Origin of the sequence: Agrobacterium sp. 22117 (assembly GCF_052045735.1) — a bacterium.
Taxonomy (GTDB): Bacteria; Pseudomonadota; Alphaproteobacteria; order Rhizobiales; family Rhizobiaceae; genus Agrobacterium; species Agrobacterium cavarae.
On sequence record NZ_JBQEPP010000007.1, the window covers coordinates 37,302 to 49,691 of the forward strand.

A 12,390-nucleotide genomic window follows, 5' to 3' on the forward strand; every position below is an offset into this window, starting at 1 on the left:
GACATTGAAAATGCCCATCCCCCGCATCACATGAATGCCGAACAGATTCACTGAAAGGAGAGCCAATTATGGCTACCGTGAAAGTCGATACCTCCAACTTCCAGTCTGAAGTTCTCGAATCCGCTGAGCCAGTCGTCGTAGACTTCTGGGCCGAGTGGTGCGGCCCGTGCAAGATGATTGCCCCGAGCCTCGAAGAGATCGCTACGGAACTTTCTGGCAAGGTGAAGGTCGCAAAGCTGAACATCGACGAAAACCCTGAGCTTGCCGCTCAGTTCGGCGTTCGCTCCATCCCGACGCTCGCCATGTTCAAGGGCGGCGAAGTGGCCGATATCAAGGTCGGTGCTGCTCCCAAGACCGCACTCTCCGCGTGGATTTCCAGCGCCGCCTGATCGTTTGCGAATGCAAGATTAAAAGAAAGCCCGGTTCTGCCGGGCTTTTTTCTTGGTCGTCGGTTGCGTGATGCCTTCGCGATTATTGTGGCGGTGTGCCATTCAGCGCCAGCGCATTCCCGGCGAGATAGAGCGATCCGCCGATCAGGATGCGTGGTGCGGGCTTCGCCGGGTCGAGGCGCTTTGCCAATTCCTCCAAAGCCTCTTCGATCGAGGCTGTCGGCGCTGCCGTCAGGCCAGCGTCGAAGACAGCATGGGCCAGAACAACAGGGTCGATCGCTGCATCCGACCCGTGGATCGGTACGGTGAAGACATATTCGGCGATACCGGCGAAGGCCTTGAAGTAGCCGACCTGATCCTTGGTGTTGATCATGCCCGCAATCAGCACCAGCGGCCGAGCGCTCTTCTCCTCGAAACCGGCCATGGCTTCAGCAATAACCTCGCCAGCACCTGGATTATGACCGCCATCGATCCAGATTTCGCTGCCCATTGGCGCGAGATCGAAGATGCGACCCCGGGTGACGCGTTGGAGGCGGCCCGGCCACTCGACCGAGGTCATGGCCTTTTCGATCATGCGATCGGTGACGCTGAAACCGGCAGCCTTGACGGCGCGAATGGCAGCCGCCGCATTGCCCAGCTGATGGCGGCCAGGAAGGCGCGGCAGTGGCGCATCGACCAGGCTGAACTCGTCCTGATAGACCATGCGGCCATGTTCTTCATGGGCGGAGAAATCCTGACCATAGATGGCAGTCGGGCATTTCAGACGCTCAGCGGTGGCGATCAGCACATCGAGTGCTGCGTCGTATTCCTGGTAGCCAATCACGACCGGCGAACCGGTCTTCATGATGCCTGCCTTTTCCGCCGCGATCAGTTCGACACGATCGCCGAGATATGCCTGATGGTCGAGCGAGATCGGCATGATGACCGAGACGGCCGGATTGGAGATGACATTGGTCGCGTCGAAGCGACCGCCAAGACCCACTTCCAGAACGACCACATCGGCAGGCTGTTCGGCAAAGAGCACGAAGGTGACGGCGGTCAGGATTTCGAAAACGGTGATATACTGGCCGTCATTGGCGGCCTCCACTCGGGCCAAGGCATCGGCAAGCATGGCATCGTCCACGAGTCGACCGGGAGCGCCGGCAACGCCGATACGGTAGCGCTCATTCCAGTTTACCAGATGGGGCGAGGTGTGGACGTGAACGGCCAGGCCTGCGGCTTCCAGAAGCGCACGGCTGAAGGCCGTGACAGAGCCCTTGCCATTGGTGCCTGCCACATGGATGACGGGCGGCAGGCGCTTATGCGGATTGCCAAGCTTTTCGAGGAGGCGGGTGATCCTGTCCAGCGACAGATCGAAGCCCTTGGGATGAAGCTGCATCAATCTTTCGATGATGCGTTCCGCCTCGCTCATGTCAGGCTTCGTCATATCCGTCATCCACCCCTCCGGAGCGTGTTTGAATGCGTCAGGCCGTGGCAGCGATAGGCAGAATATCCTTGGAGGTGCTGGCCGGTGCCTTCGTCATGATCTTCAGGAGGTTGGCAAGTTTATCCGGGATAGCGTGGCGATCGATAACCATGTCCACCATGCCGTGATCCAGGAGATATTCCGATGTCTGGAATCCCTCGGGAAGCTTTTCGCGGATCGTCTGTTCGATGACGCGCTTGCCGGCGAAGCAGATTTCAGCGCCGGGCTCGGCAATATGGACATCACCCAGCATGGCGTAGGATGCCGTGACACCGCCCGTCGTCGGGTTGGTGAGAACCACGATATAGGGCATGCCTGCTTCTTTCAGCATGTTGACGGCAACCGTGGTGCGCGGAAGCTGCATCAGCGACAGGATGCCTTCCTGCATGCGCGCGCCGCCAGAGGCCGGGAACATGACGAGCGGGCAGCGCTCGGAAATGGCGCGCTCGAAAGCCTTGACGATCGCCTCGCCGGCGGCAATGCCAAGCGAGCCGCCCATGAACTGGAACTCATGCACGACGGCGACGATCTTCAGGCCCTGAAGCTTGCCGACGCCGGCCAGGATCGTGTCTTCCTGTTCGGTCTTGGCGCGGCTGTCGCGCAGACGATCGGAGTACTTTTTGGAATCGCGGAACTTCAGCGGATCCTGCGCCACTTTCGGCTGCGGCAGAGCCTCATAGGCACCGTCGTCGAACAGGTCGGCAAGGCGTGCCTTTGCGGGCATTTTCATATGGAAGCCGGACGCGGGAATGACCCACTTGTTTTCTTCGAGATCCTTGTGGAAGACCATTTCGCCGGTTTCCGGGCACTTGATCCAGAGATTTTCCGGGGTATCCCGGCGGCCCAGCATGGAATTGATCCGCGGGCGTACGTAATTGGTAATCCAGTTCACGTTCTTTACTCCTGACTGTCCGCGCTGAACCGACGATCCTTCGGCAGCAGTTGAGCGGAATGGCGACGCATCGCTGCGGTTTCAACCAAATTCCGCTCGTCTTCCTTTACATTCAAAATCAGCATGGCGATTTCAAGTCGGTCACGACCTGAGATCGCCTCGATGTCATGCGCGCGACGCACGCACGCCTGTCGAGAGGCCCTTTACCAGCGTTGTCACCGCCGGCACAGTGTCATTCGTCGCCTTGCCATCCTTGGTGAGGCTGAGAGCGATCTGGTTGACGATGGCCGAACCGACCACGACACCATCGGCAACCGCACCGATTGCGTTTGCGTGATCGGCCGTCTTGACGCCGAAGCCAACGCAGACGGGCAAATCGGTATGCGCCTTGATCCGCTCGACTGCACCGGAAATCGTCGACGGATCGGGCAAAGCCGAACCGGTGATCCCGTTCATCGAGACGTAATAGACGAAGCCGGACGTGTTTCGCAGAACGGTCGGGAGACGCTTTTCATCGGTTGTGGGCGTCGCCAGACGGATGAAGTTGATGTCCTTCTGAACAGCCGGGATGCACAATTCGTCATCCATTTCCGGCGGCAGATCGACCACGATCAGTCCGTCGATGCCGGCTGAGAGCGCGTCGTCCAGGAACTTGTCGACGCCGTAAATGTAGATCGGATTGTAGTAACCCATCAACACGATCGGCGTTTCATCATCCTGCTTGCGGAATTCGCGTGCGAGATCGAGCGTGGTCGCCAGCGTCTGACCACCTTTCAGCGCCCGCTGTCCTGCCATCTGGATTGCCGGGCCGTCGGCCATCGGATCGGAGAACGGCATGCCAAGCTCGATGACATCGGCACCGGCGTCCGGCAATGCCTTCATGATGCCGAGCGAGGTTTCGAAATCAGGATCGCCGCCCATGAAATAGGTTACGAGGGCCGGACGATTTTGCGCACGCAGATCGGCAAAGCGCTTGTCCATACGTGCAGTCATATCAGAGTCCCATTCCCAGAATTTTACCGACCGTGAAAATATCCTTGTCGCCGCGACCGCAGAGATTCATCAGGATGATCTCGTCCTTGCTCATCTTCGGCGCGCGCTTGATGACTTCGGCCAGCGCATGGCTCGGCTCAAGCGCCGGAATGATGCCTTCGGTGCGCGTCAGCATCTGGAAGGCGTCGAGCGCTTCGTTGTCCATGATCGGCACATATTCGACGCGACCGGCATCCTTCAGCCAGGAGTGCTCAGGGCCAATTCCCGGATAATCGAGACCGGCGGAGATGGAATGACCTTCCTTGATCTGGCCGTCACTATCTTGAAGGAGGTAGGTGCGGTTGCCATGCAGGACGCCCGGCGAACCGGCTGTCAGCGAGGCGCAGTGCTCTTCGCCATCAAGACCCTTGCCGCCCGCCTCGACGCCAACGATCTTGACGCTGGCATCATCCAGGAACGGATGGAACAGGCCGATGGCGTTGGAGCCACCGCCTACGGCTGCGACCAGCATATCCGGCAAACGGCCTTCGAGTGCCAGCAATTGCTCGCGCGCTTCCTTGCCGATAACCGACTGGAACTCGCGCACCATTTCCGGATAGGGGTGGGGGCCAGCCGCAGTGCCGATCATGTAGTAGGTGTCGTCCACATTGGTGACCCAGTCACGCAGTGCCTCGTTCATCGCGTCCTTCAGCGTGCCGTGGCCAGCTGTCACCGGCTTTACTTCGGCACCAAGGAGCTTCATGCGGAACACGTTGGGGGCCTGACGCTCCACATCGGTCGCGCCCATGTAGACCACGCAAGGAATGCCAAAGCGTGCGGCAACCGTCGCGGATGCAACACCGTGCTGACCGGCACCGGTTTCGGCAATGATGCGGGTCTTGCCCATGCGCTTGGCGAGAAGGATCTGGCCAAGGCAGTTGTTGATCTTGTGCGAACCGGTGTGGTTCAACTCATCACGCTTAAAATAGATCTTCGCGCCGCCGAGTTCAGCCGTCAGGCGCTCGGCGAAATAGATCGGGCTTGGACGGCCGGTATAGTGAGTGTTGAGGTGTTCGAGCTCCGCCTTGAACTCCGGATCGTCCTTGGCCTTTTCCCACTCGGCCTGCAGGTCGAGGATCAAAGGCATCAGCGTCTCGGCAACGAAGCGGCCTCCGTAGATACCGAAGCGTCCGTCCTCATCGGGACCGGCGCGAAACGAGTTGGGTTTCAGCGTTTCGTTCACTTTCAAACTCCCTAAAGCCTTGCCGATCGAACCGCATCGAAGAATGCGTCGATCCTGGCCAAATCCTTTACACCCGGCGCGCTTTCCACACCCGAGGATACATCCAGTCCACCTGCCCCGGTTTTTGCCAGAGCCTCAGCGACGTTATCGGCGTTCAGCCCCCCGGAAAGCATGTAATTTACGCCTTCGTCAAGAGAATGCAGAACGCTCCAGTCAAAGGAGACGCCATTGCCTCCAGGCAGTTCAGATCCCGCCGGTGCCTTGGCATCGAAAAGAAAACTGTCCGCGATCCCGATATAGGGATCGATCTTGGCGAGATCATCAGCGTCACGAATAGAAAAAGCCTTCATCACCGGCAGGCCATAGAGTGCCTTGACGCTCAGCACGCGCTCCGGGCTCTCGCTGCCATGGAGCTGGAGGATATCGGGTTTCAGCAGATCGATGATCTCGTCCAGCTCGTCATTATCGGCATTGACGGTGACGGCAACGATCTTGACGCTGCCGCGAACCGCGTCTGCCAGCTTGCCGGCAATATCCGGTTCGATGTTGCGCGGGCTCTTCTCGAAGAAGATGAAACCGATATGCGTTGCCCCGCGCCGAACCGCACGTTCGACGGCTTCCGGCGTTTTCAGCCCGCAAATCTTGATGTCCGGAGTCCTGGCGCTTTTCATGACTGGGACGTGACATGAAATGGCGTGTGAGTCGAGCCAAAATGCGGGCAAAGAGGGTCGGCTAAAACATGTTTCACGTGAATCCAAACCTGCAATCCCGGCTTACTCGAAGTCGATGGCATGCAGTTGAGAGCCATTCTGCTTCAGCCAGGCCTTGGCCTTGTCCATCTCCGGGCAGAGCTTCTTGCAGAGCGCCCAGAATTTCGGCCCGTGGTTCATTTCTTTCAGATGTGCCACTTCGTGCGCCGCAAGATAATCGATCACGCTTTCCGGCGCCATGACAATGCGCCAGGAGAAACTTAAGTTGCCCTCATGTGAACAGGAGCCCCAGCGGCTACGCGTATCCTTCATCGAGATCGAGCGCACTGGCCTTCCGACTGTCTTGGAATGGATTGCCACCAGTCGCTCAAGATCGGCGCGGGCTTCCTTTTTCAGAAAGGTCGCGACGCGACGGCCTGTGTGTTCAGGTAATCCGCTGACCTTCAGCACAGGCTGACCGTCCTCATCCCGGGCGATCTGGGTTACGCCGCGCATCGAGCCTGTGTGCCGGATCGTATGGAGCGTGCCACGGATGGAGATGGACGCACCGTCGCTCATTCCCGTCGGCGCAGAAAACTTGGCAAACTTGGTTTCAAGCCATCCCTGATGACGATCGAGAAACATATCGACCTGCGCATGGTGGAGGCCATAGGGGATCGTCAGCTTCAACGCTTTGCCACCCGGTTCGATGCGCAGCGTGATGCGTGTCGCCCGCTGGTTCTCCTTGATGGTGATCGGTACATGCCGACCGCCGACCTCTACCGTGCGCTGGGTCAGCGTCGGTTTGCGGGACGAGGTCGATTTCGGGGACTTTCGAAGCAGCGAAAACATGACGCCGTCATAGCGCTTTCCGCCTTCAAAAGCCATCCGCTCCTTTATTGCTGGCGTTGATGCTCCTGGAAGAACGCCACCATTTGCGGAACGATCTCGTTGCGGAAGCGTGAGCCGTTGAAGACGCCATAGTGACCGACATCCGGCTGCATGTAATGGCGCCGTTTTTCCTGTGGCAGGTTCAGGCAAAGGTCATGCGCCGCCTTGGTTTGGCCGATACCGGAAATGTCGTCATTCTCCCCTTCCACGGTGAAGAGCGCGACATTGCGGATGGCAGCCGGATCGACCGCCCTGCCCCTGTGCATCATCGTGCCCTTCGGAAGAGCATGCTCGATGAAGACGGTCTCGACCGTCTGGAGGTAGAATTCGGCGGTGAGGTCCATGACGGCGAGATATTCGTCGTAGAACTCCCGATGCTTTTCAGCAGAATCGCCGTCGTTCTTCACAAGGTTGAGATAGAAATCCTTATGCGCACTCATGTGCCGGTCGAGGTTCATGGACATGAAGCCAGAGAGTTGCAGGAAGCCCGGATAGACGGAACGCCCGAAGCCGGGCTGCGGCCACGGAACCGGCATGACGACACTGTCGCGGAGCCAGTCGATCGGCTTGGCTTTTGCCAACTCGTTGACGCCCGTTGGGTTGATACGCGTATCTATTGGTCCACCCATCAGCGTCATGGAAGCAGGCGCGAAGCGGTCTTGATCCGCCTCCATCAACGCCACGGCCGCCAGAACCGGAACCGATGGCTGGCAGACGGCGACCACATGGGTCCCCTCCCCCAGATGATGCAGCATTTCGACGACGTAGGAGATGTAGTCATCTAGATCGAAGCGGCCTTCGGTCAGCGGAACGGTGCGGGCATCGATCCAGTCGGTGATATAGATATCCGCGTGAGGCAGAAGCGCGCCCACCGTACCGCGCAGAAGCGTGGCATAATGACCGGACATGGGTGCCACCAGCACGATCTTCGGATCGGCTGGTCGTTCTTCCGGAAGCGATCGGTTGAAGTGGATCAGGCGGCAGAACGGTTTCGTCCAGACAACCTCTTCCACGACATCGACAGCCTTGCCATCGATGTCTGTGCTTGAGATGCCAAACTCAGGCTTGCCGTAGCGACGCGTCAAACGCTCGAAGACCTCGAAACCTGCATCGAGGCTGCGGCCGAATGCCGTGTTGGACAAGGGATTGAGAGGATTGTTGCACGCCTGGCGCATCAGGTCGGCACCGGCCCGCAGGGGTGCCATGGCCGCATGGTTCATTTCGTAAAGATGGTAGAACACGAATAAACGCCTCCCGTCGTCATCGTCGTCTTTTGTGACAGTCTAGCATCTTTTCGCAGTTGCACAAAATAACGTGCGGATAGCGATCGTGGCCGAGGTTTGTGGCTCAGCTTTGGGGTTTATCCCTGCCCTCACCCATGAGGACAGGGATAAACGTATTCGGATTTAAATGTCAGCGACGAAGGTCTGCTTCTGAGAGCCCAGACCTTCAATGCCAAGCTCGACCACATCGCCGGCTTTCAGGAAGCGCTGTGGCTTCATGCCGAGACCGACACCCGGAGGCGTGCCGGTGGAGATGACATCGCCTGGATGCAGAGACATGAACTGGCTGAGATAGGACACGACATTGGCAACACCATAGACCATGGTCTTGCTGGAGCCGTTCTGCATGGTCTCACCATTGACCTTCAGCCACATGCCGAGGTTCTGCGGATCGGCAATCTCATCCTTCGTGACGAGCCATGGGCCGATCGGACCGAAGGTGTCGCAGGATTTGCCCTTGGTCCATTGGCCCTGGCGCTCCGTCTGGAAGGCACGCTCGGACACGTCATGCGAGACGCAGTAGCCCGCGACATAGTCCAGCGCGTCGGCTTCCGAAACATATTTTGCCGTCTTGCCGATAACGACGCCGAGTTCAACTTCCCAGTCGGTCTTTTCAGAGCCTCGTGGAATAACGACATTGTCGTTCGGTCCGACGATGGCTGACGTTGCCTTCATGAAGATGACAGGCTCGGACGGTACGGCTGCGCCCGTCTCTGCGGCATGGTCCGAGAAGTTCAGGCCGATGCAGATGAACTTGCCGGTTCCGGCAACGCAAGCGCCAATACGGTCTTCGGTCAGAACCGGAAGCGTGGAAAGATCCAGCGCCGCGATCTTCTTCAGGCCTTCCGGCGAAATCGCGTCGCCGCCAATGTCCTTCACATGTGCAGAGAGATCGCGGATTTTACCTTCCGCGTCGAGAATGGCGGGCTTTTCGTGGCCGGGTTGACCGACGCGCATCAGTTTCATGGATCTCTCCCAGTTGTCAGACAAGATGATGCATATATGAACGAACTATTTATCCTTGTCACCCCTTGACCATGAAGAGGCCTAAAAAATACGATCATGTCAGCCTTTCTCCTCTGTTGATAAGGACAGATCATGACGACCAGCAATTCTCGTGACACAGATCATCCCGTCGATCCTCTTTTTCTGGATCGCTGGTCGCCGCGCGCCTATGACGGAAACCCAATGCCGAAGGGTGACGTGCTGACGATCCTGGATGCCGCGCGTTGGGCACCATCGGCTTCCAACCAGCAGCCCTGGCGCTTCGTCTATGGGCTGAATGGAACTCAAGAGTGGGACGGATTTATCGGCCTGCTGATGGAGGGAAATCAGCGCTGGGCCAAGAATGCGTCTGCCCTGATCGTCATCCTGTCGCGCACCTACAATCTCCGCGACGGTGAAAAGAAACCAGCGACGACACATTCGTTCGACGCAGGCGCCGCTTGGTTTGCTCTGGCCATGCAGGCACATAAGCTCGGCTACCATGCCCACGGTATGGCCGGCATCTTCAAGGACAAGATCGTCGAGCAACTGGATGTCCCGGAAGGCTATGTCGTGGAAGCCGTGGTCGCGATCGGCAAGATTGCCCATAAGAGCACGCTTCCCGATGACCTCGCAGAACGCGAAGTCCCGAGCAAGAGGCTTCCGTTGTCGGAGATCGCGTTCGAAGGCAAGTTCACGGGCAAGGCGGACTGACGCCCTGTCAACACATGTGCGGGGTTAGCCGGGTTCTCCCGCGCGCTCCCGCTTCATTCTCAAACCTAAGCGCCGTGCTTTCGATGGGACGCACGGCGCTTCACCCTTTTGGATCGACGCATCGTGCTTTCCGAAAATTGAGGCCTATTTTCGGGGCCGATGCTTTAGCAAGTGCGGTCAATTAGCTTTCCCATGGTAACAAAAAACCCGGCATCAAAGCCGGGTTTCTTAACAAACTGTTTCACGTGAATCGTGCAGCAACACGATCCACAGCAAAATCAGATATCGAGGTTCGCGACGCTCAGCGCGTTTTCCTGAATGAAATCGCGTCGCGGCTCCACTTCGTCTCCCATCAATCGGGAGAACAGTCCGTCTGCGTCGGTCGCATCAGGAACCTTGACCTGGAGCAGCGAGCGGACATTGGCGTCCAGCGTCGTTTCCCACAGCTGCTCGGCGTTCATTTCACCGAGACCCTTGTAGCGCTGCATCGACAGCCCCTTGCGTCCTGCGGCAAAGATGGCCTCAAGGAGCGCGCGCGGGCCGGAGATTTGCAGACTTCCTTCCTTGCGTTGCAGAACGGGGACGGTCGCATAAACGTCGCGGCTGCGGGCCGCCAACTGATCGATATGGCGAGCATCTGCAGAACCGAGAAGGCCCATGTCGATTGTGGAGAGTTCCTTGACGCCACGAACCATGCGCTGGAAACGCAGGCCGCCGTCGGCCAGGACCTCGCCGGACCAACCACGCTCGGTTTCTTCTGCAATCATGTCCAGACGGCGGGAGACTTCCGCGACCGTGGCTCCCGCCTGGCTCGCGTCAGCTGACAATTCCGGATTGAGCGCACCGGCAATCGCCGCCTGTTCCACGACCGAACGATTGTAACGGGAGTGCAGGCCGTCGATCAGAGAGCGCATGCGAACGGCGTCCGCAATGACTTCCCGCAAATCTTCGCCGACGCGCACTTCGCCCGAGCCAAGGGTCAGCGACGCTTCCTCGATACCCATGGAAATGAGGTAATCTTCCAGCGCCTTTTCGTCCTTCAGATACTGGACCGACTTGCCGCGCGTCACCTTATAGAGCGGCGGCTGGGCGATATAGAGATGACCTCGCTCGATCAGTTCCGGCATCTGGCGGAAGAAGAAGGTCAGAAGCAGGGTGCGAATATGGGCGCCGTCCACGTCAGCATCGGTCATGATGATGATCTTGTGGTAGCGCAGCTTGTCCGCGTTGAATTCGTCCTTGCCGATCGAGGTGCCCAGCGCTGTGATCAGCGTGCCGATTTCCTGGCTGGAGAGCATCTTGTCGAAACGCGCACGTTCCACGTTGAGGATCTTGCCACGCAGCGGCAGGATGGCCTGCGTTTCACGCGAGCGGCCCTGTTTGGCAGAACCACCAGCGGAGTCACCCTCGACGAGGAAGAGCTCGGATTTTGCCGGATCGCGCTCGGAGCAATCCGCAAGCTTGCCGGGCAGCGAGGCAATATCGAGTGCACCCTTGCGGCGTGTCAGTTCACGTGCCTTACGAGCGGCCTCGCGGGCAACGGCGGCTTCCACCACCTTGCCGACAAGGATCTTCGCTTCGGTCGGATGCTCTTCAAACCAGGTGCTGAGCGCTTCATTGACGAGGTTTTCGACGACCGGGCGCACTTCCGACGAAACAAGCTTGTCCTTGGTCTGCGAGGAGAACTTCGGGTCCGGCACCTTGACCGACAGAACGGCGGTCAGGCCCTCGCGGCAGTCTTCGCCCTGCAGCGAGACCTTTTCCCTTTTGGTGATGCCGGAGCTGTCAGCATAGGAAGTGACCTGACGCGTCAGCGCGCCACGGAAGCCCGCCATATGCGTGCCGCCATCGCGCTGAGGAATGTTGTTGGTAAAGCAGAGCACGTTTTCGTGGTAGCTGTCGTTCCACCACATGGCGACTTCCACCGTGATGCCGTCCTTCTCGCCGCGAATGGCGACAGGCTTATCCACCAGCGGCTTCTTGGCGCGGTCGAGATAGCGGACGAACGCTTCAAGACCGCCATCATAGACCATCTCTTCCTGCTTGATGTCGGAGTGGCGCTTGTCGGTGAGCAGAATGCGAACGCCGGAATTGAGGAAGGCGAGTTCGCGCAGGCGATGTTCGAGCGTGGCGTAGTTATACTCAGTCATGGTGAAGGTGTCGGTGCTTGCCAGGAAGGTGACTTCCGTGCCGGAGCGGCCTTCATACTCGCCGATCACTTCCAGCGGCTTATCCGCAACGCCATGGGTGAATGTGATTTCATGCACCCTGCCGTTGCGGCGGATGCGAAGCTTCAGCCAGACGGACAGAGCGTTGACGACCGAGACGCCGACACCGTGCAGACCGCCGGACACCTTGTAGGAATTCTGGTCGAACTTACCGCCAGCATGGAGCTGCGTCATGATCACTTCGGCAGCGGAGACGCCTTCGCCGGTATGAATGTCGGTCGGGATGCCGCGGCCATTATCCGTGACAGTGACGGAGCCATCGGCGTTCAAGGTGACGGTGACGAGATCGGCATGACCCGCCAAAGCTTCGTCGATGGCGTTGTCGACCACTTCGTAGACCATGTGGTGAAGGCCGGATCCGTCGTCAGTATCCCCGATATACATGCCGGGGCGTTTGCGCACAGCATCAAGGCCCTTGAGAACCTTGATCGAATCGGCTCCATATTCCGTATTCACGCTGGTTTCGCTCGACGGTGTTTCAGTCATAAGCATTCTTTCCAATGGGCGCTGCCAAAGCGTACCTCTTTTCGGGCGCGCAATCGCAGCGAATCACTTTCAATCCGGTTGACCGACTATAGGAATTCCGCCCCGATATCCAAAGTCTGCGCCCCTCAAACCCTCGATAAAGCAGGGGATAGCG

The 12,390-nt window shown here is 58.6% G+C and carries 11 protein-coding genes and 1 pseudogene; 2 read left to right on the top strand and 10 right to left on the bottom strand.

Translation table 11 applies throughout. The annotated features are described in order from the left end of the window. Positions 1–68 precede the first annotated feature (68 nt). On the top strand, positions 69–389 hold the full coding sequence (trxA, locus tag ACTJKV_RS19355) for a thioredoxin (RefSeq protein ID WP_062424674.1): 321 nt from the start codon (positions 69–71) through the stop codon (positions 387–389). A gap of 82 nt (positions 390–471) precedes the next feature. Here the strand turns inward: trxA and ACTJKV_RS19360 are convergent, their stop codons facing one another. The 8 genes from ACTJKV_RS19360 to ACTJKV_RS19395 form a co-directional block, all read right to left on the bottom strand. After that, positions 472–1,815 (bottom strand): bifunctional folylpolyglutamate synthase/dihydrofolate synthase, encoded by a 1,344-nt coding sequence (locus ACTJKV_RS19360; RefSeq protein WP_274103626.1) that lies wholly within the window; start codon positions 1,813–1,815, stop codon positions 472–474. 37 nt (positions 1,816–1,852) lie between these two features. Next, complete coding sequence (gene accD, locus ACTJKV_RS19365) at positions 1,853–2,746, bottom strand: acetyl-CoA carboxylase, carboxyltransferase subunit beta (RefSeq protein ID WP_274103568.1); 894 nt, start codon at positions 2,744–2,746, stop codon at positions 1,853–1,855. 165 nt (positions 2,747–2,911) lie between these two features. Continuing rightward, positions 2,912–3,739, bottom strand: a complete 828-nt coding sequence (gene trpA, locus ACTJKV_RS19370; RefSeq protein ID WP_274103566.1) for a tryptophan synthase subunit alpha — start codon at positions 3,737–3,739, stop codon at positions 2,912–2,914. 1 nt (position 3,740) lies between these two features. After that, on the bottom strand, positions 3,741–4,961 hold the full coding sequence (trpB, locus tag ACTJKV_RS19375; protein ID WP_130978436.1) for a tryptophan synthase subunit beta: 1,221 nt from the start codon (positions 4,959–4,961) through the stop codon (positions 3,741–3,743). A gap of 11 nt (positions 4,962–4,972) precedes the next feature. Next, positions 4,973–5,632, bottom strand: coding sequence for a phosphoribosylanthranilate isomerase (locus ACTJKV_RS19380; RefSeq protein WP_113178235.1), 660 nt, complete (start codon positions 5,630–5,632; stop codon positions 4,973–4,975). 102 nt (positions 5,633–5,734) lie between these two features. Then, the gene (locus ACTJKV_RS19385; RefSeq protein WP_113273208.1) at positions 5,735–6,502 is read right to left on the bottom strand and encodes a M48 family metallopeptidase; all 768 of its coding nucleotides are present in this window, start codon (positions 6,500–6,502) and stop codon (positions 5,735–5,737) included. A 44-nt stretch (positions 6,503–6,546) separates the two neighbouring features. Next, positions 6,547–7,782: a polyhydroxyalkanoate depolymerase gene (locus ACTJKV_RS19390; protein ID WP_440599348.1), complete on the bottom strand. Its 1,236-nt coding sequence runs from the start codon at positions 7,780–7,782 to the stop codon at positions 6,547–6,549. Positions 7,783–7,947: 165 nt separating this feature from the next. Beyond that, on the bottom strand, positions 7,948–8,790 hold the full coding sequence (locus ACTJKV_RS19395; protein WP_111848723.1) for a fumarylacetoacetate hydrolase family protein: 843 nt from the start codon (positions 8,788–8,790) through the stop codon (positions 7,948–7,950). Positions 8,791–8,922: 132 nt separating this feature from the next. On the opposite strand from ACTJKV_RS19395, the gene ACTJKV_RS19400 reads away from it, so the two are divergent. Further along, entirely contained in the window at positions 8,923–9,522 is a 600-nt protein-coding gene (locus tag ACTJKV_RS19400) for a nitroreductase family protein (RefSeq protein WP_440599349.1), read from the top strand. Between the two features lie 24 nt (positions 9,523–9,546). Here ACTJKV_RS19400 and ACTJKV_RS19405 read toward each other — a convergent pair. Together ACTJKV_RS19405 and gyrB are read right to left on the bottom strand one after the other, a co-directional pair. After that, positions 9,547–9,585 (bottom strand): annotated as a pseudogene (locus tag ACTJKV_RS19405) (hypothetical protein). A gap of 215 nt (positions 9,586–9,800) precedes the next feature. Further along, positions 9,801–12,236 (bottom strand): DNA topoisomerase (ATP-hydrolyzing) subunit B, encoded by a 2,436-nt coding sequence (gene gyrB, locus ACTJKV_RS19410; protein ID WP_440599350.1) that lies wholly within the window; start codon positions 12,234–12,236, stop codon positions 9,801–9,803. Between the last annotated feature and the right edge of the window lie 154 nt (positions 12,237–12,390).

Coding starts and splice junctions, on each gene's coding strand:
- trxA (WP_062424674.1), top strand. CDS start 69: ATGGCTACCGTGAAAGTCGATACCTCCAACTTCCAGTCTGAAGTTCTC.
- ACTJKV_RS19360 (WP_274103626.1), bottom strand. CDS start 1,815: ATGACGAAGCCTGACATGAGCGAGGCGGAACGCATCATCGAAAGATTG.
- trpA (WP_274103566.1), bottom strand. CDS start 3,739: ATGACTGCACGTATGGACAAGCGCTTTGCCGATCTGCGTGCGCAAAAT.
- ACTJKV_RS19380 (WP_113178235.1), bottom strand. CDS start 5,632: ATGAAAAGCGCCAGGACTCCGGACATCAAGATTTGCGGGCTGAAAACG.
- ACTJKV_RS19385 (WP_113273208.1), bottom strand. CDS start 6,502: ATGTTTTCGCTGCTTCGAAAGTCCCCGAAATCGACCTCGTCCCGCAAA.
- ACTJKV_RS19395 (WP_111848723.1), bottom strand. CDS start 8,790: ATGAAACTGATGCGCGTCGGTCAACCCGGCCACGAAAAGCCCGCCATT.
- ACTJKV_RS19400 (WP_440599349.1), top strand. CDS start 8,923: ATGACGACCAGCAATTCTCGTGACACAGATCATCCCGTCGATCCTCTT.
- gyrB (WP_440599350.1), bottom strand. CDS start 12,236: ATGACTGAAACACCGTCGAGCGAAACCAGCGTGAATACGGAATATGGA.